The organism is Marivirga sericea (assembly GCF_900177665.1).
Taxonomy (GTDB): Bacteria; Bacteroidota; Bacteroidia; order Cytophagales; family Cyclobacteriaceae; genus Marivirga; species Marivirga sericea.
In genome coordinates this window covers 207,538-227,649 of record NZ_FXAW01000006.1, presented here as the reverse complement: position 1 = coordinate 227,649, position 20,112 = coordinate 207,538, and the positions used below count along the sequence as shown (strand labels likewise).

At 35.3% G+C, this 20,112-nt stretch carries 17 protein-coding genes; 9 read left to right on the top strand and 8 right to left on the bottom strand.

Annotated features, from left to right (window positions below):
• Window positions 1-2: 2 nt before the first annotated feature.
• From B9Y84_RS14645 to B9Y84_RS14635, 3 genes are all read right to left on the bottom strand, one after another.
• Window positions 3-779: a UDP-2,3-diacylglucosamine diphosphatase gene (locus tag B9Y84_RS14645; RefSeq protein WP_085518140.1), complete on the bottom strand. Its 777-nt coding sequence runs from the start codon at window positions 777-779 to the stop codon at window positions 3-5.
• A gap of 157 nt (window positions 780-936) precedes the next feature.
• A complete protein-coding gene (locus tag B9Y84_RS14640; RefSeq protein WP_085518139.1) occupies window positions 937-1,428 on the bottom strand; it encodes a Dps family protein in 492 nt (163 codons plus the stop codon).
• A 49-nt stretch (window positions 1,429-1,477) separates the two neighbouring features.
• Window positions 1,478-1,735 (bottom strand): YtxH domain-containing protein, encoded by a 258-nt coding sequence (locus tag B9Y84_RS14635; protein ID WP_085518138.1) that lies wholly within the window; start codon window positions 1,733-1,735, stop codon window positions 1,478-1,480.
• Between the two features lie 110 nt (window positions 1,736-1,845).
• Between B9Y84_RS14635 and B9Y84_RS14630 the strand changes: the two genes are divergently transcribed.
• Entirely contained in the window at window positions 1,846-2,382 is a 537-nt protein-coding gene (locus B9Y84_RS14630) for a helix-turn-helix domain-containing protein (RefSeq protein WP_085518137.1), read from the top strand.
• Window positions 2,375-2,893 carry a hypothetical protein gene (locus B9Y84_RS14625; RefSeq protein ID WP_085518136.1) on the top strand — a complete coding sequence of 173 codons (519 nt, stop codon included), beginning with the start codon at window positions 2,375-2,377 and terminating at the stop codon, window positions 2,891-2,893. Before B9Y84_RS14630 ends, B9Y84_RS14625 begins: the two co-directional genes overlap by 8 nt.
• 11 nt (window positions 2,894-2,904) lie before the next feature.
• On the opposite strand, the gene B9Y84_RS14620 is transcribed toward B9Y84_RS14625, so the two are convergent.
• Entirely contained in the window at window positions 2,905-3,360 is a 456-nt protein-coding gene (locus tag B9Y84_RS14620) for a DUF6438 domain-containing protein (protein WP_139828050.1), read from the bottom strand.
• A 103-nt stretch (window positions 3,361-3,463) separates the two neighbouring features.
• Here B9Y84_RS14620 and B9Y84_RS14615 point away from each other — a divergent pair, with 103 nt between their 5' ends.
• Window positions 3,464-6,985, top strand: coding sequence for a PKD domain-containing protein (locus tag B9Y84_RS14615; RefSeq protein WP_085518134.1), 3,522 nt, complete (start codon window positions 3,464-3,466; stop codon window positions 6,983-6,985).
• Window positions 6,986-7,029: 44 nt separating this feature from the next.
• On the opposite strand, the gene B9Y84_RS14610 is transcribed toward B9Y84_RS14615, so the two are convergent.
• The gene (locus B9Y84_RS14610; RefSeq protein ID WP_085518133.1) at window positions 7,030-8,679 is read right to left on the bottom strand and encodes an RluA family pseudouridine synthase; all 1,650 of its coding nucleotides are present in this window, start codon (window positions 8,677-8,679) and stop codon (window positions 7,030-7,032) included.
• 195 nt (window positions 8,680-8,874) lie between these two features.
• Between B9Y84_RS14610 and B9Y84_RS14605 the strand changes: the two genes are divergently transcribed.
• From B9Y84_RS14605 to B9Y84_RS14585, 5 genes are all read left to right on the top strand, one after another.
• Entirely contained in the window at window positions 8,875-9,633 is a 759-nt protein-coding gene (locus B9Y84_RS14605; protein WP_085518132.1) for an SDR family NAD(P)-dependent oxidoreductase, read from the top strand.
• 193 nt (window positions 9,634-9,826) lie between these two features.
• A complete protein-coding gene (locus tag B9Y84_RS14600; RefSeq protein WP_085518131.1) occupies window positions 9,827-11,857 on the top strand; it encodes a monovalent cation:proton antiporter family protein in 2,031 nt (676 codons plus the stop codon).
• A gap of 40 nt (window positions 11,858-11,897) precedes the next feature.
• Window positions 11,898-13,106 (top strand): diaminopimelate decarboxylase, encoded by a 1,209-nt coding sequence (lysA, locus tag B9Y84_RS14595; RefSeq protein ID WP_085518264.1) that lies wholly within the window; start codon window positions 11,898-11,900, stop codon window positions 13,104-13,106.
• On the top strand, window positions 13,099-13,914 hold the full coding sequence (locus tag B9Y84_RS14590; protein WP_139828049.1) for a hypothetical protein: 816 nt from the start codon (window positions 13,099-13,101) through the stop codon (window positions 13,912-13,914). Before lysA ends, B9Y84_RS14590 begins: the two co-directional genes overlap by 8 nt.
• Window positions 13,911-14,978 carry a S41 family peptidase gene (locus B9Y84_RS14585; RefSeq protein WP_085518129.1) on the top strand — a complete coding sequence of 356 codons (1,068 nt, stop codon included), beginning with the start codon at window positions 13,911-13,913 and terminating at the stop codon, window positions 14,976-14,978. Before B9Y84_RS14590 ends, B9Y84_RS14585 begins: the two co-directional genes overlap by 4 nt.
• 479 nt (window positions 14,979-15,457) lie before the next feature.
• Here the strand turns inward: B9Y84_RS14585 and B9Y84_RS14580 are convergent, their stop codons facing one another.
• The gene (locus B9Y84_RS14580; RefSeq protein WP_085518128.1) at window positions 15,458-17,236 is read right to left on the bottom strand and encodes a chloride channel protein; all 1,779 of its coding nucleotides are present in this window, start codon (window positions 17,234-17,236) and stop codon (window positions 15,458-15,460) included.
• Between the two features lie 379 nt (window positions 17,237-17,615).
• On the opposite strand from B9Y84_RS14580, the gene B9Y84_RS14575 reads away from it, so the two are divergent.
• Entirely contained in the window at window positions 17,616-17,843 is a 228-nt protein-coding gene (locus B9Y84_RS14575) for a hypothetical protein (RefSeq protein WP_085518127.1), read from the top strand.
• A 52-nt stretch (window positions 17,844-17,895) separates the two neighbouring features.
• On the opposite strand, the gene B9Y84_RS14570 is transcribed toward B9Y84_RS14575, so the two are convergent.
• Entirely contained in the window at window positions 17,896-18,561 is a 666-nt protein-coding gene (locus B9Y84_RS14570) for a carotenoid biosynthesis protein (RefSeq protein ID WP_085518126.1), read from the bottom strand.
• A complete protein-coding gene (gene crtD / locus B9Y84_RS14565) occupies window positions 18,558-20,024 on the bottom strand; it encodes a 1-hydroxycarotenoid 3,4-desaturase CrtD (protein ID WP_085518125.1) in 1,467 nt (488 codons plus the stop codon). Before crtD ends, B9Y84_RS14570 begins: the two co-directional genes overlap by 4 nt.
• Window positions 20,025-20,112 lie beyond the last annotated feature (88 nt).

Genomic DNA, 20,112 nt, shown 5'->3' with positions numbered 1-20,112 from the left:
ATTTATTCTTCATGAAATTTTTCTAGTACAAAATCTTTGCCATTAAAAGATGCAAAAGTATTATAATTTACCCATTCCCCTAAATTTATATAACGTGAATTTTCATTTACCTCCAAATCAAGCGGTAAGTGCCTGTGCCCAAAAACATAGAAATCGTGATGAGTATGTTTCTCAATTTCCTTTGAATAGGTCCATAGCCATTCTCCTTCTCCTAAAAACTCTTCGGTCTCTTTAGTGCTGCTGCTTATCCTGCTACTTGCAGACCATTGATTAGCTATCCGAATCCCTAAATCTGGGTGAATCTGCCTGAATAACCATTGGCAAACGCTATTTGCAAAAACCTTTTTTAGGAATTTATATTGACGATCTCCAGGGCCTAAACCATCTCCGTGACCAATCAATAATTTCTGCTCATTAGCTAATAAAGTAATAGGCTTTCTGAAAACATCTATCCCTAATTCTTCTGTAAAATAACCAAACATCCACATATCGTGATTACCTGTGAATAAATAAATGGGTAGTCCAGAATCCGCTAATTCTGCTAATTTACCTTGAAAACGTATAAAGCCCTTGGGTATAGCTTTTTTATACTCATGCCAGAAATCAAATATATCCCCCACTAAAAATAAAGCAGCAGCATCATCTTTAATATGATCCATCCAACGGACTATTCTTAGCTCCCTATTATGACTTTCTTTGAGGTTAGGGGCACCCAAATGAAAGTCTGAAGCGAAGTATATTTTTTTTCCTGTCGGTATATCCAGATTGAGGGTTTTCATAATTCAATACAAAGCTAAAAAAAGCAAGTTAAAACTTGTGTATAATTACCAATTTCAGATTTGAAAACTTATACTTCATCAACATTCGAAAAGTGATAGGCATAAAAAAAGGCTGAATAATTAAATTCAGCCTTATAATATGATTAATTAAGTGAGATTACTTACCCAAGAATGAACTTAGCATCCAGTGATGTTTCTCCATATCTTGAATAAATGTATTTAGCATATCCTCAGTTCCTACATCTCCTATATCTATAGCGGCATTCATAGCATCTGTTAAAAAGGATAGCAAGATTTGATAATCGTTTAAAATTTCTTCGACCATCTCTTCAGCAGGCAAATCAGTTGGTGACTCTTTGATGTTAGAGTGTTCCATATAATCACTCAAGTTACTAAGTGGTGTATGCCCAAAAACTCGAATTCTTTCTGCTATTTCATCGATACTTTCTTTTGCAATATCATATCTTTCTTCAAATTGCTCATGCAGATCAAAAAAGTCTGCTCCTTTCACATTCCAGTGAAAATTTCTCAATTTTTGATAGTGCATATGGTAATTTGCCAACAAAGCGTTCATTACCTCCACTAATCTCTCTGTTTCTGATTTATCGAAACCTAATTTTCTATATCTTTTTTCAACTGTAGTACTCATATCATTAATTTATTTAAATGTTAAAAAAATTAAAATATCAGTCGTACTATTAGTTCTTATAGTTCACTGATTCTTTTAATTGATCGATCGTTTCTTTCCCTTTGGTAGAAACGCTGTCGATTTCTTTATTCAATGTTGATTTTAATTCGTCAATCTTTTTCAATGAATCTTTATACGATTTATCAACATTTTTTTTCAATTTCTTTCTAGTTTTATCTCCCTTTTCAGGTGCATAAAGCAAACCTGCAACTGCTCCTGTTAATAGGCCTAAACTAAATCCGGTTAATACTTTTACTCCATTATTCATAGCGTTAATATTTTTTGGTTACAATTATTTCTACTAATACTAACCACTTTAATAAAAGAATGTTACAATTATTGACAAATTTGTTTAAAAAATGTTAATATTGTTGACAAATGACAAAAATATCTGACAACATAAAGTATTTAAGGACTAAAAAAGGGATGAGTCAAACCGCTATGGCCGAGGCAGTTGGTCTTAAAAGAGGTAATATTGCATCCTATGAAAAAGAATTAGCGCAACCTAACATAGAAAATCTTGTCAAAATTGCAGAATATTTCGGTGTGGATATCCACCAGATAGTGAATGAAGATTTACAGTATTCTTCTAAAAAAACCTCACATGAAAGGAATCCTTTTAAGATATTTGAAGAAAGCTTCCCCATCCAAGGTTTGAAAGACCGTGTGAACGCCTTGAAAGGTAATCATAACGCAGTGGAAAAAATTAAAAGATTAAAGGACCAAAATAAGGACATCCAAAAAATGGTTGATGGATTTAGAGCATTTCATAAGATGAGAATGAATTCCTCTGACGGGTCTGAGGAACTTAACAATAAGCTTTCTGCAGACTACATAAACTTATTGGATATTTTGCAAACTGTACTGAAGAGTAATACAGAATTAATCAAAATTATAGATAAAAATCATGACTAAATTAGTAAAAATAATATTCTTGCTTATTACCGTTTTTTATGCAAATCCACTATTCGCTCAAAAATATGGAAAGGACGTAGAATCTATTGAGTCCATTATGGCGGCCTTAACTGATGTAATTTCTGGATCGGCAGATCAGGAACGGGATTGGGAAAGATTTGAATATTTATTTTCGGAAGATGCTAAGCTTATTCCAACTCAAGTCTCTGATAAGGGGGAAGTAATCTATAACTACTGGAGCCCTCAAGAATACATTGCTATGTACAAGGAGAATAGAGGCGGAACAGCTTTTTACGAACAGGAATTGTTTAGGATAACTGAATCATTTGGGAATATCGCTCACTGCTTCAGTACATACGCAGTCAGCACTGAAGAAAATGGTGAAATCGAAAGAAGAGGTATCAATAGTATCCAACTTTTAAGAGGAAGCAATAGATGGTACATCATGAACGTCTTTTGGAGCAATGAAACAGAGGAGGAAAAACTCCCTCCCCAGTATTTAAAAAAATAATTAGATTTCCATTATTTGTTAAATACCTGCTCTTGGACAAAAGTCAGAATGGTATCACTCATATTTGCAATAGATTCAGGTCCTGCCCCATATCTAGATACATTTTTACTGATTCCTTTTCGATTATAGGTGAATTTTTGAGTCGGTAAATCCATCATATTCGTCTTATATTCGTTATCCAAACTAAGCCAATCAGCTGATTCGATTATACCAAGCAAGGCTTCAAATTGCTCATCTGTTAATACTACTTCATGCTTTCCTGAAACCTCAGTGTTTTCTTTACCATTAAACACTAAGCTCTTATCTCCATATAGAGATAATTCAAATACTGGACAGGGCCCCATGCAGGAGGTGGTATTTAAACTAAAAATCTCCTCGGCTTTTTGTGCAGATGTAGAGGAAGAGCTTGTTTTGCAAGACATTAAGAATAACAATACTAATGCAAAACTGTAAAAATTATACTTCATAATATTCATATACAATTAAGAGTTTTAGTAACTATATTTCAATTGTTAACAAAAACCAAAATAGAATAATTAAATTTAATGTTCATAACATTATCAGAGAAGTATGAGAAAATTATTACTGATTACGTTTATCATCCTAAATCATATATCCTTTATAGGAAATGGTCAAGTTTTCAAAAAGGCAGATCCTGTCATTTGCCCTGTTGACTACAATTCATACGATACATTTGTTCCTCCCTCCACTGATTTCTCCAATCAACAGTTCGAAAGATCTGCTGGCCAAGCCAATATGATCGTAAATTATAATGGGTTTACGGAAGAAGCGCAAGAAGCTTTTCAATATGCAGTAGATATTTGGGCGAGTATTATCAAATCACCAGTCAGAATTATTATTGATGCAAATTTTATTGGTTTGGGAGAGGGCGTTTTAGGGCAAGCAGGTCCAACCAATTTTGTTAGAGACTTTCCGGAAGCTCCACAGGAGAGCACTTTCTATCCTATTGCCTTAGCTGAGAAATTAGCTAGAACTAATCTCAATGGAGAAAATGAAGCAGATATTAGCTCAAGCTTCAATAGTGATTTTGATTTTTATTTTGGTTTAGACGGAAACACCCCCGCTAATCAATATGATTTTGTTTCCATTGTCTTACATGAATTAGGTCACGGGTTAGGCTTTACTGGAGGTGTTTCTTTTAATGAAGAACAAGAAACAGGGAGATGGTCTATTTCCTCCGGTTTACCTACTATTTATACTCAGTTTGTGAAATTGGGAGATAATTCCCCCATTATTTTCCTACCTGATAATTCCAGTCAAGCCGGTGATGCATTTACTGGAAATGATTTGTTTTTTGATGGTCCATTTTCTATACTAGAGTTAGGAGAAAGACCTAAACTATTTGCTCCCGGTAGCTGGAATCAAGGTTCTAGTTATTCTCACTTGGATGAATCCCGATATCCTGCTGGTAATCCAAATTCATTAATGTCCCCTCAATTTGGTGCAGGAGAAGCTATCCACGATCCTGGTGTGACAAAGGAGATTTTTGCGGATATGGGATGGATAAATACTTATTTAGAACATCAAAACAACTTTCAGATTACTGATAATTCAAGCGATCCTTTACCTATAGAGTTAAAAATTGTAAGTGACACTACCTTTGATTCGGAAAGCCCGATTCTAGTTTATTCAACTGATGCATTTGAGACTACAGATACGCTAAATCTAACTGATTCTGGGGATGGAATAACCTACCAAACATCAATACCAAATCCCGGACAGAATTCAATTATAAAGTACTTTTTTGCTGGTGTTCTAGACCTTTCTGGACGTGAGTATTTTTCACCAACTAATGCTCCTGAAGATTTCTATGAGATAAATATTGTAGATTTTTCGTTAGCTGAAGTGCCTTACACATTAATTGATGGCGGTGATTTTGAATCTAGTCAAGAAGATTTTCAAGGCATTGCACTCACTGGGGGCATTAATTTATGGGAATTGGGAACGCCTGGAAATCGATTAAATGAATCTATATCCGGGCTTAATGTATGGAAAACCAAATTAACTGAAAATATAGGCAATGAAGATAAAAGACTAAGCAGCGCTCTAATTTCACCCATCTTTGATTTTACAGATGAATCCAAAAATCATGAGTTGTCTTTTAGTTTCATAATGGAGAATGCCTACTCTGAAGCGTCAGGAGTATTTAGTTCTGGCCCTTTTGGAATGAACGTGCAGTTCAGCTTAGATAATGGAGCAACTTGGGAATTACTAGGAGATGTTGATGATGATGCTGGTACTAACTGGTATAATATCGCAGAATCTTCATCCATAGTATTTCCAGAATTAGCAAGTTCCGGATGGATCCAGCAGACCATTGAGGTTTTAGATGGAGATACTACTTTTATACCAGTAGAAGCAAAATACAACGTGAGTTTCTTAACAGGTTTTGAACAAGTCAATTTTAGAATAGTCTTTTATGTAATCGAAGGATTTAATGAACTGGGTTACCAAGCGGATGGAGTATTGATTGATGATTTTCAAATATTGAAGAGTAATCCGACAGCAGAATTTACAGTATCAAATTCAGAATTCATTTTTCCTGGAGACGAAATTGCTTTTGAGTACTTGTCAACAGGAGCTACTTCATTTGTCTGGAATTTTGGCGATGGAAATACGTCAAATTTAGAGAATCCGACCCACATTTACACCCAAGGAGGAAGTTATGATGTAAGTTTAACTATCACAAGTGCTGAAGGAGAAGACACTGTACTTAAGGAAAATTTTATTACTGTTAATAATTCAAAATCGATCCCTTATACATTGGAAGATGGAGGAAACTTAGAAGGAGAAGTGCTTGACTTTATAATTGAAAATATTTCAGGGACAGGTTTTGAATTAGGCCAAAGCACAATTGAAGGGAAAGCTGGCACAGCTAGTGGCGAAAATGCTTTCGTCACTGGAATTAATGTGACCGAGTACGCAAATAATTCTGAAGCATATATTTACACCCCTGAATTTCAATTTGAGGCACTAGGTGACTATGAATTGGCATTCGAAACAAATTATAGCTTTGAACCTACTTGGGATGGATTTATTGTGGAGTATACGCTGGACAGAGGTGATTCTTGGTTGAAATTAAATGATGAACAAGTAGAAGGCTGGTATAATCAAATTAGCAACCCTCAATCTGTCTTTGGAAATGAAGTCCCCATTTTTAGTGGTACTACTTCGAATGAATTTGAACGAAAGTTTACTGATATTTCTTTTTTGGGTGGTCAAGGAAATGTAAGCTTTAGAATAAAATTCAGAACTGACCCTGCTGAGACAGATGCAGGAATGGCGATTGATAATTTTGAAATACTCGGTCCCGTGTCTGGGCCAGCAATTCCTGATTTTAGTTCAGATGTTCAAAGTGGTTGTGCAGGAATAAATGTGATTTTCAGTAATGAATCAGTTGGCTCCGTCCAATCACTTGATTGGTCTTTTGGTAGTGGTGCAGAGCCAACAACAGCCTCTGGAATAGGACCGCATGATGTTACATATGATGATCCTGGCGAATATAGTATAAAATTAACAGTTACGGATGTTAATGGTGAAACAGCTGTAGAAGAAAAAAATGCCTTCATAACTATTCAAGAAAATCACCTGCCTACAGTAACCGTAGGGGAAGCAGATAGTGACGGAAATATAATTTTAACAGCAAGTGATGGGGATGCCTATCAATGGTTTTATAGAGATGTCATAGTGCCAGATGCTACAGAACAAACACTAGTAGTTGAGAGCACCGGGAATTATAAAGTTGCAGTGGTCATCAATGGATGTGAAGGACTTTCTGAAAATACAATAGTTACTTCCAATGAATCACCGTTAGCGCAGAGTTTCTCCGTATTTCCTAATCCACTAAAACACAATAATGCATTCACTATTTCATTTGAAAATGATTTTTTAGGGGAGTATTCTGTTGAAATTTATAGTTTAAGTGGAGCTCAGGTTCTCACTAAAAAGTTTACAAAGGTGAATAAGCGGGAAGAAAAGTCAATTCGCTTTCCCAATGCAATAGAGAGTCTTTATTTAGTAAGATTAACTACGGGCAATCAAAGCACTCAGCTAAAGGTGTTGGTAGAATAGAAAATGAAAAATGTAAAGTTTTGACCTTGCTTAATCTCTATTATTTATTCAAACAAGAATGTTGCTTTGCTTTCAAATGACAGGACCTCTTTACTTTTAGGATGTTTGAACTGAATATACTCGGCATGTAACATCAATCTTTCCGACTTATTTCCATAAAGTGTATCTCCCACAATTGGGGCATCTAAACCTTGTGGATGGGCCGCATGAACCCTCAATTGGTGTGTTCTTCCGGTCACAGGAATAAAGGTCACCATGCTTTGAGCTTCATTTTGATGTATTAATTTCCATTTAGTCAGGGCTTTTCTTCCAGAGTCGTAATCCACTTTTTGCATTGGCCGGTTATCTTCATCAACTGCAAGTGGTAAATTAACTTCTCCCTCGGTCGCTTTTAATTTACGATCGAGAACAGCACAATATCTTTTCTGTATGGTCTTATTCATAAATTGCTGTTGCAGATATTTATGGCTTTCCAAATCCTTGCTTATTAGCATAATGCCAGAGGTGAGTTTATCTAATCGATGCGCCAATAGCGGACCTGTGGCATTTGGATACTGCTTTTGCATACGGGTCAAAACAGAATCTTTTATTTCTTTGGAAGGAATACTGAGTAGGCCGGCTGGTTTGATAATAACCGCAATTTGGTCATCTTCATACAAGGTTTCTATTACTTTGTCTTCAGCGGTATATTGCAAAAGTGGGTCCACTTCTAGCCTTAATCCTTTTAACATATGTCCTAAAATAGGTTTACATTTTCCGCTACAGGCTGGGTAAAACCTTCCCTCTTTCCGTAATTCAGATTTGGGTGCTTTTCCCCACCAAAACTCTCCCATAGCCAATGGCTGCAAGTGATTGGCATAGGCATATTGCAGTAATTTGGGCAGAGCACAGTCTCCAGCCCCTGAAGGCGGGTAGCCTAGTTCCTCAAAAATTTCTTCCAGCCCCTTCCTTTTTCCATTTGCATTCAGAAAGTGATATTGGTCAAAAATTTGCTTTTGTAATTGAATGGATTTTTGTTTTCGCTCTTTCTTCAAGTTTTGAATTTTCGATTCATAAACAGCAACTTTTGACTGTATAGAGGCAATTTTCTTCTTCCAAGCTTTATTTAGCTTTTTGTAATCATAATCTTCATTTCTACTTTCTTTGCGTAGTTTTTCATCCAATTTGTCAAAAGCATTGGGACTTAATTCTACCATGCTCTCTTCACGCTTTTGCTTTCTAATGGCCTTTGATTTTTGTTTTCTTTCCTGCTCAGTTTTTAATGAAAGATTGGACTTTTTACTTTGCTCTTTGAGCTCTTCCATAAGTTGCTTGAAGTTTGGATTCTGTTCAAGTGATTCAATTTTTTGGTTGATGTAGTCCAATTCCTTTTCCCCTTTTTTATAAAATCCCTTAATATCCAGTCTATCATAAATGGGGGGCACAAAATTCACTGGAGGTTTTCCTTCATAATCTTGCCCTGAGAATGAACAAATGAATCCTAGCTCTTGCTGTTGATTTTGAACAATCAAAACCCCGTACATTTTACCGCTTATTTCATTTCGAATTTTAGCTGATTTTAGGATCTCTTGTAACTCCTTTGCGGCCAATTCTGTGAGTGGATGGGGTTCATAAGAAAAGGGGAAAGTGAATCTTTCGGGTAACGTAAAATTAGAGATGTCAGATTTGAACTTTATGAAATAAGTATCCTGCATAGGTAGGGAAATATGAAATGCCAGTGGCTGTAATTATTAAGTAGTGCAAAATTAAGTAATTATAATCTTAGCTCAATACTATCAATAGAATATCATAATCAAATACAGTGATATAAATCATCTTCTTGAGTAACTAAACTCACCAACCTCTCTATCGGCATAACGTTCTCATTATTAGAACCTAAACATACGATCATGAAAAATAAAAGAATTGTTATCACAGGAGGAAGTGGCGCTATTGGTAAAGCACTGGCCAAAGAATTATTAGCAAAAGGAGCCAAAGTACTCATTACTGACTTAAAAGATGCAGATTTAGAGAAAGCAAAACAGGAATTGGCTTCTGAAAATCTTTTTATTTATAAAGCTGATGTAAGTAAGGAAAAAGAAGTCGCAAAATACGTAGTACATGCCGTGGAAAAAATGGGCGGTATTGATATTTTCTACAATAATGCGGGAATAGAAGGTAAAGTAGCACCCTTAGATGAGTATCCATTAGAGGTGTTTGACCAATTATTGAATGTAAATATAAAAGGTGTTTACTATGGATTGAGACATGTTTTTCCTGTCATGAAAAAAAATAAAGCTGGTGGCAGTATAATCATTACTTCTTCCGTTGCAGGATTGATGGGGACTCCCAATGTTTTGCCTTATGTAACTAGCAAACATGCTGTGATTGGCATGATGAAATCCGCTGCCTTAGAAGGCGCTCCACATAAAATCAGAGTAAATACTGTAAACCCTTCTCCAGTAGATAACAGGATGATGCGTTCTTTAGAGGAAGGATTTGCACCAGGAGCGGGAGCTGAAGCAAAAAAGGGCTTTGAGCAAAGTATCCCGTTACAGCGATATGCAACAAACGAAGATGTGGCTAAGCTGATGCTGTTTTTAGGTAGCGATGATAGTAACTTCATTACTGGAACAGTAAACCCTGTTGATGGCGGTATGACGGCTTAAATAGTAAAGCAACTACATTAAATTTGTTACACGATTATCATTAAGAAGCAACTATTACATTAACCTAAGTAAATTTTGAAACTCTTTTCAAGTTAATAGGTAAATGCAGCTGAACATTATATTATGAAAGCTTTGAAAAGATGAGCATAAAGTTTAATATATATGCTTAATTTTAAGGTTAAATAAATACTCAATGATTTTAGCTGCTAGTGTAGATATTCCAATTCTAAGTGATATTGTCATTATTTTAGGACTTTCGATTTTTGTAATTCTTCTATTTAGAAAACTAAAAGTCCCACCCATTATTGGTTTCTTGATTACCGGTATAATTGCAGGCCCCTATGGCTTTCAATTGATTGAAGCCACTGAAGGCGTTAAGGTATTTGCAGAGATCGGAGTTATTTTATTGCTATTTATTATTGGTATAGAGTTTTCCATTAAAAGCTTAATCTCCATAAAACGTGCGGTTTTTATTGGCGGAACGGTGCAAGTGGTGGGTACTATTTTACTGGTAATGCTGATTGCAATGAATACAGGCTTTGATCTAAGTGCTGCAATTTTCCTTGGATTTTTGTTTTCATTAAGTAGTACGGCCATTGTCCTCAAAATCATCCAAGACAAAGGAGAAACTTCCACCCCACATGGAAAAACTATCCTAGCCATTTTAATCTTTCAAGATATCATAGTAGTACCCATGATGCTTTTCACCCCACTTCTGGCTGGTGAATCTCAAAATATTTGGATGGAAATACTAATGATGATATTAAAAGCAGCGCTATTAATAGCTTTTGTATTGGTAAGTGCCCGATATATTGTTCCTTGGTTATTCTATCAAATTGCGAAAACCCGTAGTAAGGAATTATTCATTTTAGTCATAGTGTTGATTTGTTTTTCGATTGCATGGTTAAGTTCTGCTTTGGGCTTATCACTTGCTTTGGGGGCCTTTTTGGCGGGTTTAATTGTGTCAGAATCTGAATACAGTCATCAGGCGGCAAGTAACATTTTGCCTTTCCATGAACTCTTCACCTCCTTTTTCTTTGTGTCCATTGGAATGCTATTGGACATCTTTTTTGTTGCAGACCATTTTTTAGTAATTCTGGGTTTAATGGCGGCTACTTTTATAGGAAAGTCTTTAATAGCTACTGTAGCAGGAGCATTTTTGGGTTATCCTGGAAGAACTTCCTACCGAATTGGCTTATCTATTTTTCAAGTTGGGGAATTCGCCTTTATTTTATCCACAGTAGGAATAACTTATGCCGTTATTTCAGATTTAACTTATCAATATTTCTTGTCTGTTTCGTTATTTACAATGGGGATCACGCCCTTTATGATGAGTAAGGCTGGAAAAATTGCGGATAAGTTGGCCACAAGTAGATTAGCTTCAAAAATTGGTTCTCGAACACAGAAAATGTTTTTTTCTTTTCCTGATACTCCAGCAGAGGTACAAGACTCACCTGAGGATGAATTAGATAAACACATAGTAATCGTTGGCTTTGGCTTAAACGGTCAAAATGTTGCTAAAGCCGCCAAAAGCGCAGGTATTCCTTACGTAATTTGTGAAATGAATCCTGATACCATTAAGAAATATAAGGCCTTAGGAGAACCCATTCACTATGGAGATGCAATTCAGCATGAGGTTCTAAAAGGATTAGGTGTTTATAAAGCAAAAGTAGTCGTTATCGCTATTTCTGATCCATTAGCAACCAAGCGCATTGTCACTCAAATCAGATCTATTAGTAATACTATCCATATTATAGTAAGAACTAGATTTATTACAGAAACAGAAGAGAATTTACGATTAGGAGCTGATGAAGTAATTCCTGAAGAATTCGAAACATCTGTGGAGATTTTCACAAGAGTTTTGAACCAATATTTCATTCCGCAGAAAAAGATCAAAGAATTCGTCAGAAACGTCCGAGCAGATAATTATGAAATGTTAAGAGGCGTGATAAAAAGAAATCCTATGCAGAAATTGACAGAGGAATTTCCAAATTTGACCACGGCATGCTATGAAATTGAAATGGACAACAGTGATATTACCGATAAACCGATTGCAGAAACTAACATTCGACATAAATTTGGTGTTACAGTGATTGGGCTTAAAAGAAATGGTGAATTAACCACCCAAATTGGTCCGGAAACAACTCCAAAAAAAGGGGATACGATATTTGTATTTGGTAAACCCGAAGATTTGGAACAATTTTACGATAAAATTAGCATTTAAAAATAGTGATTTAAGTCTACAATTTAATATAGATTATTCAGTGGAGAATTCAGTGTTAACATCATTAGCCAAAAAATACGGCACCCCTTTGTATGTTTATGATGCGGATAAAATCGCATCACAAATCAATAGATTAAATGATGCCTTTTCAGGTATTAATTTAAAATTGAAATATGCTACCAAAGCATTGAGCAATGTTTCTGTGTTAAAGTGGATGAAAAAACATGGTACAGGTCTAGATGTAGTTTCTATTCAAGAAGCCTATTTAGGGTTGAAAGCAGGCTTTGAGCCTAAAGACATTCTTTACACTCCTAATTGTGTGTCTATCGATGAAATTGTGGAAGCAGTTGACTTAGGATTGATGATTAACATCGATAATATTTCTATTTTAGAGCAGTTTGGACATCGTTATCATGACAGCGTGCCAGTATGTGTAAGGTTAAACCCTCATATTATGGCAGGGGGTAATTCAAAAATATCGACTGGTCATATAGATTCAAAATTCGGCATTTCGATTTTGCAAATGCGACATTTACTTAGAGTGATTGATAATTACAATTTAAATGTTGTCGGATTACACATTCATACAGGATCTGATATTCTAGATTCGGAAGTATTTCTAAGAGGAACCGAAATTATTTTTGAAGCTGCTGAGGATTTTCCTAATCTTGATTTTATTGATTTCGGAAGCGGGTTTAAGGTAGCTTATAAAAATGGTGATGTCACAACAGATATTGAGGAGTTAGGTGAAGAAGTAAGCAAGCGATTCAAAGCATTTTGCAAGGGAAGAGGAAAAGATTTAGAATTGTGGTTTGAGCCTGGCAAGTTCTTAGTCTCAGAGTCGGGATATTTTCTTTCAAAGGTAAATGTTATTAAAACTACTCCTGCAACTGTTTTTGTGGGCTTGGATACAGGCATGAACCATTTGCTGCGTCCGATGATGTATGATGCTTACCATCAAATTGAAAACATCTCAAACCCATCAGACACCCAGAGAGTTTACACGGTTGTAGGCTACATTTGTGAAACGGATACCTTCGGTACTGATAGACGTTTATCAGAAGTTAGACGTGGCGATATTATTGCCATTAAAAATGCTGGGGCTTATGGATTTTCTATGGCTTCAAATTATAATTCCCGATATAGACCAGCAGAAGTGTTAGTGCATGACGGAAAAGATCAGCTCATCCGAAAAAGAGAATCTTTGGATGATTTATTGAGAAATCAGGTAATTGTTGATTTTGAATAAGCTATACTTTTTAGGCCTTAGTTTACTTGCTACTAGTCTTAGTTTTGCAAGTTTTGGACAAGCACAGAAATCCAATGATAAAAAAAATCAAACCCATTTTATAACAGGTATTGGTGGAAGTTATGTGAATATTATTGATGAAGGTATTTCTCCTTTACTTTATGATGGTAGTGGAGGAAGTGTAATTTTGGGTCATTTTCAGGAAAAAATGAACAATCTAAATGCCTCCTCTGTAAAATTTGATTTCAATAATCCCTCAAGTAGTATCAGTAATGCAGAAATGTATACTTTCAGATTAGAGGGGCATTTTCAGCGCTATTGGAAAGTTTCCAATCTTGAAGAGAAAAAGCTGAAACTCAGACCTGGTTTTGATTTATCAGCCAAATGGGCATTACGACAACATTTAAACTTCACTAATAATAGCCAACATATAGAAACTAGATTTTCCGTGGCTCCTGCTTTGATGATTGCTAGGCCATTCGAACTTTGGGAGAGAAATTTTGAATTGGGTGCTTTCACAAGTATTCCATTATTAACTTATGCAACTCGCCCTTTATTTGCATCAACTCGATTTCCTGCGTCTGTAAATAAGGAAGAGATTGAATTTCTTGATTATGTGAAAGAAGGCGAAATAATAAGTTTTGGTAATTATTTTAAGTGGTCGACCCAGTTTTTTCTATTCTATCCTTTAAAAAATGGAAATGGTTTAAGGCTAGATTATTTCTGGAATTATGAAAGCTATAAAGCCCAAAACCCTGTTAGAACCGGAGAACATTCTATCATGATAAGTACATTTTTTAAAATATGAGCTTGAGGAACATTACCATATTACTTTTACTTTTCTTAGCGCTTTCCTCTTGTGAAAGACTGTTCATGAAAGAAGAGCCCGAACCAGAAAATGCTGCCATTTTTGACCATTTATGGGAAACAGTAGATGAAAAGTATTCTTTTTTTGAAGATAAAAATATTGATTGGGATTCGGCCAGGGATGTTTTTAGACCTAAGGCAATTGAAGCTAGAAATAGTGTAGAATTATTTAATGTATTAGCGGATATGCTGTTTATCTTGAAAGATGGGCATGTAAATATATCTGCAGGAATCGATTTATCTCGTAATTGGGACTGGTTTTTAGAATACCCAACCAACTTCAATTTTGATGTGATAGAGAGAAATTATTTAGCGCCTAGTGAAGATTATCAAATTTCTGGACCTATCCATAATACCATCATTGATTCGGTTGGTTACATGTATTATGAAAGCTTCTCGAATAATGTAAGTACCTCATTAATGGATTATTTAGTCCTCAAATTCTTGATCAATGAAGAGGAAGAAAGTTTTCAACTCAATAGTTTAGATGGGCCAGTAGCAGGGATTATAATAGATGTGCGAAATAATGGTGGAGGAAGTATCAGTAACGCTTTTACTATTGCGAATAGATTTGCAGGTGACCGAGTAAAAGTAGCAGACTGGTTTTATAAGACAGGACCGGACCATGATGATTTTTCACGGGCAGAAGAAAAATTTATTGAATTTGATGGAAATGAAGATTATAAATTCAATAAACCTATAGTAGTGTTGATCAATAGAAGCAGTTACAGCTCCGCAAATTTTTTTGCTAGTATGATGAGCTTTTTGCCGAATGTAACGCTTATGGGTGACCAAACAGGAGGGGGTGGTGGACTTCCTATTAATGATGAGCTACCAAATGGATGGCGCTATCGGTTTTCCTCAACTAGAACACTAGATGCTAATGGCAATAACATTGAATTTGGAGTAAAACCAGATATTTTGGTGCAATTGGATTCAACTGGATTTATAGAAGGAAATGACCGCATGATCGAAGAGGCCATCGATTTCATAAAGAGCCAATAAATTGTATTATTCTAATAGGGTGGTTTTCAAAGAATGTTTGTACTGCACGCTAAACTTAAACTACTTTTTTATCACGAAGAGGTATTCTTAATGTTAACTTAAAGTATACATTTAATTCCTACAGATAAAAATGGCGTAATCTTAACCTAAGTATTTTTACTTAGAAGGGTTTTGTTTAAGTAATTCCATGTATGTTAAAACAATTTATTATATAGTTAAAATCTTACATTTGAGGAGATAAAAACTATTTTTTTTAAACAAAAAAAAGATTCAAGTTATCAAAGGCTTTTTTATCCACAAAATGAAGAAGTTATCCACATTTATCCACAGTCATGTCATAACTATTTATCATTCAGTAGTTTATATAGATTGCCCTTGATTTTGAATTGTGGACAAGCCTCAGGAAGCCAATCACTTAGCTATAATAGGTGTTCTAATTAACTACCAAAGTAAGAGATGTAATGTTTAGTAAAACGAAGCTACTCTATTTGTTGTCTGATAAGCTTTTTACGGTATGCATTAAAAATTCTAGACTTGGAAACAAATCCTTCATATTTGCCATCTTCCAAGACTGGAAGATTCCAAGCACCTGTTTTCTCAAATTTCATCATAACAGAGCGCATATTCTCTTTACCGGTGACGAAGGTTGGTGGACTGTGCATCAGGGTGTTGACAATGATATTTTTTCGGGATTCTTCATCAAACATAATTTCTCGAATATCATCCAGAGTTACAATACCCATAAGTTCCTGATCTTGATTCACTACAGGAAAAATATTTCGTTTTGAGAATCTTACTAAATCTACTAATTCTCCTAAAGTGGCATCTGGATCAATAACAAGCAGATCAGTTTCTATTACTTTTTTCAAATCAATCAGACTGAGAACTTGTCTATCTTTGTCATGATAAATCAAATCACCTTTCTCTACCAGTGGTTTTGTATACATTGAGTATTTTTCAAAGTAAGAAATAGTACTATAGGAAATAGCTGAGACAATCATCAGGGGAACAAAAAGCGTATAACCGCTGGTAATTTCAGCAATTAAGAAAATGGCGGTCAATGGCGCATGTAGTACTCCACTCATTACCCCACTCATTCCGACTAGGGTGAAATTACTCAGGCTTATTGGATCGGTTACTCCCATCTTATTTACCAAATATGCAAATAAGAAACCTGTTAAGCCTCCTAGAAACAGAGAGGGTGCAAAAATCCCTCCGCTACCGCCAGAGCCCAGTGTTAAGGCAGTTGCAACAGGTTTTATTAAAATAATTCCTGCTGCAAATAGCACGATTAAATAAAAAGATTCAATGTCATCAAAAAACAAGCTATTGTTCAAAATCTGTTGCGCATTGCCTTCCAGTAATTTAGTGATGGTATCATAACCTTCACCGTATAGAGGTGGTAACAGGAAAATCAAAAAGCCTAGAGACACCCCGCCTAAGATTGCTCTATTTAGATCTCCCTTAACATTTTTGATTAGCCCTTCTACTTTTCCCACTATTCTAGTAAAATATAGGGCTACCAGGCCCGTAAAAATCCCTAAAAATATATAGAAAGGTGTGTCAGCGGCAATAAATTCATCTGTTAAATTGAAGGAAAATAAAACATCATCGCCCAATAATGTAAGTGAAACTAAAGCTCCGCAAACAGAAGCAATTAAGAGTGGAATGAAAGAACTAATCGTCACCTCGGCTAAAATAACTTCTATACTAAAAATCACTCCGGCTATAGGAGAATTAAATATAGCTGAAATCGCACCAGCAGATCCACATCCTATTAATAGTGTCCGCTGTTTATAATTTAAATGGACTAATCGACCTATATTAGATCCTATAGCAGACCCGGTAACTACAATGGGGGCCTCTAGACCAACTGATCCTCCGAAACCAACCGTCAATGTACTGGTCAACATTCTAGAGAAAGTCTTAGTCCGCTTAACTATGCTTGATTTTTTCGAGATCGAATATAGAATGTCTGTAATCCCATGACCTAGTTTTTCCTTTAATATGTACTTTGATAAAACAAGTGTTAATATGATACCAATTAGAGGGTAACTCAAATAAAGATAATTCCCGAACTCTTGCTGGAAGTCGCGTGTCAGAAAGTTTTGAAGAAGATGTACACTTTCCTTTAGCGTGACTGCAGCTAGTCCAGCTATAATCCCAATCACACCGCTTGTAATTATTACAAAATTAGTGGTGCTGACATGCTTAACACGCCAAATAAGAAACTTAAGTAAAAGTGCTTTAAATTTCATTTGTATAGCTATTGATATTAAAAGGTCACGATAGGTTCTGACTACTGTCCTATAATCTTGACCTCACTGGGAGAATTTTTACAAGTCCATCATTTAATTGCTGGTATATTAGGACACGCTGACCTTACCCTTTTCATGCGTGCAAAGGTAAATAAATATGAGCCTATACAAGCTTTAAATACATCTAATTTACTACATATTGAGCATATTTTTCAATTTGGTATTTATTAAAAGCAAGTAGTTTTTCCTATGGTCTATAACTAGTATTTTCTGCACTCGTCTTAAAAATTAAGCTACTGATCGATAATTTTTCTATAAATCCCAACCTTTTGGCACGTATCTTGGTCTTTAGTCCATAAGTTTACTAAAACTTTTAGACATGGATAGGTATAGAATAAATTTTGTTTGTAATAAGTTGCCTGACCAAAAAACTGGTTTGATGGGCTTTAAAATTGGAGAGAATTACGAAGGAAGAGCTTTCAATGGTTTATTTGAAATAAATGCCAAGTGGGGTTCCGGAACAGAAAGCAAATTGATTTCTAAATCACTTTTTGATGAGTATTTTGAATTACTTCAGCAAGATCAATATTTTCAAACTTCCGCTTAATAATTATTAAAAAGTCGATTACTATAATCGGCTTTTTTCCTGTTATAGGCTATCATATTAAAAATATATTCAAGGCAGCAAAAAATATTATCTGCCAAATCAATAAAGAAAAGGCTACTTTATTTTGTACTGGTAGCTTTACGATCGAGTAAAAACTAAAAATTAAGAAGGAAATAACAGCCCACCCTAGATAATTTTGAAAAGGGATTGTGTCATTTTCCCAATTCCAAAAATCTAACTTCATAGCTACAGGCTCAATTAATACATCGATGAGAACTGTTATAATAGTGGCCAGCACGATTTTCAACAATCCGTTTATGTTAAATGGAAATAATAGCGAAGCCACGCAAAAAGTAATCAAAAACCAATTCACCCCAATTATGATGGGTACTCCTCCTAATTGTGGACCTAGTGTATCGGGATAAATATAGTCTCCGAATATTAGGCCAAAATTTACTCCCAAGTATTCAGCTAAAAAGCCAATAAAATAACAAAACAAGAAAGCCCAAAGCAATGACCAGGAATATTTCTTTTGATAAGTCAGAAGTATCAGGAATGAAAGGGATAAATTGAAAGCTGTTTTCTCAATGAACCACTCTTTGTTATTTGAAAGAATACCTATAATCCCAAAAAAATAAAATGCTGAAATGATAAGAAGCCCGATTAGCGGACTCGATTTTATCCTTTTAATAATAGAAGTTAAATTAATTGCATTCATTTTGCTTCAGGACTTAGGTCATCAATTATTTTTGCTGATAGCAAACATAACGGAATTCCTCCACCTGGATGAACACTACCTCCAGAAAAATATAGGCCTTCTATTTTTTGATGAAAATTCGGGTGTCGTAGAAAAGCCGCATAGCGATTATTTGAACTACTTCCATACAGTGCACCCTGATGTGAAGAGGTTTTACTTTCAATAGTACGAGGTTCAAGAATATTTTCTGTTTTGATATGGTTCGCTATATCTTTCCCCAACATTCTACTAAGCTTATCTAAAACAGAAGTTCTTATTTCAGGAATGATCTTATCCCAATCTTGTCCGCTATTTGAGGGTACGTTTACCATCACAAACCAATTTTCCATTCCTTTTGGAGCATCAGAAGGCGTATGCTTTGAAGTTATGTTAACGTAGATAGTCGGATCTGGCGCTATGGTTTTGGATTTGAATATGTGATGAAATTCCTCCTGATAATCTTCACTAAAGAATATATTATGAAGGCCAAGTTGTTCAAATTCCCTATCAATACCCCAATAAAAAATTAAAGCAGAACTGCTTCTTTCCTGATTCAATGTGTTTTCAGGCTGCTTTTGATCAGACAGTAATTTTCTGTAGGTTGGGTAAATATCCATATTACTCACTACCAAATCTGCAGGAATCAATTCTTTATTCTGATATATTCCTACTGCTTTTTTATTATCAACTGCAATTTTTTCAATCTTTGTATTCAGGTGAATTTTTACTCCTAAGCTTTCAGCAACTTTTGTCAATCTATCGGTAATTTGATACATGCCTTCCTCAGGGTAAAAAGTCCCGCGGTTTAATTCTAAATTAGCGATGGATGTTAGAATTCCTGGAGCTTGGTAGGGGTCTGAGCCATTGTAAGTGGCAAATCGATTGAATAATTGCACCAACTTAGAATCTTTCAATTGGTGCTCATTCACCTGGTTCATATTTTGAAATAGACCGAATTTATAGATGTTAAGAAGTGCTGGAATGATTTCCTTCGATAGGAAAGTTGAACTTTTATGAAGCGACTTTTCTAGAAAAATTTTAGCAGATTTTTCATATTTAAATTCTGATTTTGCTATATAATTCACCACAACTTCTGCTGGTACCCCTAAAACTTTTTCTACTTCGGCTCCAAATTTTTCTGGTTGCGTGTATGCAGTCAATTGTTTGCCATCCTCCCAAAAATATCGGCATGACTCATCAAGCTTCTTATATGGGAACTTTATAGTACTCTCTTCTTTTTGAAAGGCCATCAAATCATCAACTAGTTCCGGTAAAGTAAACAATGATGGTCCTGCATCAAAGCGGAATCCGTCTTGTTCAAAAACCGAAAGTTTGCCTCCCATGTAGTTGTTCTGCTCATATATATGAACATCATAACCTTTCTTAGCCAATCTAATGGAGGTCGCTATTCCTCCTATACCTGCGCCAATAATAATTGCCTTCATAATTAGTAATCATTTAATAAGATGCTATATAAGCTACAATACATGGCTTTGATGTAATTGCTTATTTATATCATCGAAGAATGAAGCT

What these genes read in the sequence shown, in the direction of transcription:
- B9Y84_RS14610 (WP_085518133.1), bottom strand. Translation starts at nt 8,679, where the DNA reads ATGCAGGATACTTATTTCATAAAGTTCAAATCTGACATCTCTAATTTT.
- B9Y84_RS14630 (WP_085518137.1), top strand. Translation starts at nt 1,846, where the DNA reads ATGACAAAAATATCTGACAACATAAAGTATTTAAGGACTAAAAAAGGG.
- B9Y84_RS14640 (WP_085518139.1), bottom strand. Translation starts at nt 1,428, where the DNA reads ATGAGTACTACAGTTGAAAAAAGATATAGAAAATTAGGTTTCGATAAA.
- B9Y84_RS14615 (WP_085518134.1), top strand. Translation starts at nt 3,464, where the DNA reads ATGAGAAAATTATTACTGATTACGTTTATCATCCTAAATCATATATCC.
- B9Y84_RS14600 (WP_085518131.1), top strand. Translation starts at nt 9,827, where the DNA reads ATGATTTTAGCTGCTAGTGTAGATATTCCAATTCTAAGTGATATTGTC.
- B9Y84_RS14625 (WP_085518136.1), top strand. Translation starts at nt 2,375, where the DNA reads ATGACTAAATTAGTAAAAATAATATTCTTGCTTATTACCGTTTTTTAT.
- B9Y84_RS14585 (WP_085518129.1), top strand. Translation starts at nt 13,911, where the DNA reads ATGAGCTTGAGGAACATTACCATATTACTTTTACTTTTCTTAGCGCTT.
- B9Y84_RS14645 (WP_085518140.1), bottom strand. Translation starts at nt 779, where the DNA reads ATGAAAACCCTCAATCTGGATATACCGACAGGAAAAAAAATATACTTC.
- B9Y84_RS14570 (WP_085518126.1), bottom strand. Translation starts at nt 18,561, where the DNA reads ATGAATGCAATTAATTTAACTTCTATTATTAAAAGGATAAAATCGAGT.
- B9Y84_RS14605 (WP_085518132.1), top strand. Translation starts at nt 8,875, where the DNA reads ATGAAAAATAAAAGAATTGTTATCACAGGAGGAAGTGGCGCTATTGGT.
- B9Y84_RS14580 (WP_085518128.1), bottom strand. Translation starts at nt 17,236, where the DNA reads ATGAAATTTAAAGCACTTTTACTTAAGTTTCTTATTTGGCGTGTTAAG.
- B9Y84_RS14620 (WP_139828050.1), bottom strand. Translation starts at nt 3,360, where the DNA reads ATGAAGTATAATTTTTACAGTTTTGCATTAGTATTGTTATTCTTAATG.
- B9Y84_RS14635 (WP_085518138.1), bottom strand. Translation starts at nt 1,735, where the DNA reads ATGAATAATGGAGTAAAAGTATTAACCGGATTTAGTTTAGGCCTATTA.
- B9Y84_RS14575 (WP_085518127.1), top strand. Translation starts at nt 17,616, where the DNA reads ATGGATAGGTATAGAATAAATTTTGTTTGTAATAAGTTGCCTGACCAA.
- crtD (WP_085518125.1), bottom strand. Translation starts at nt 20,024, where the DNA reads ATGAAGGCAATTATTATTGGCGCAGGTATAGGAGGAATAGCGACCTCC.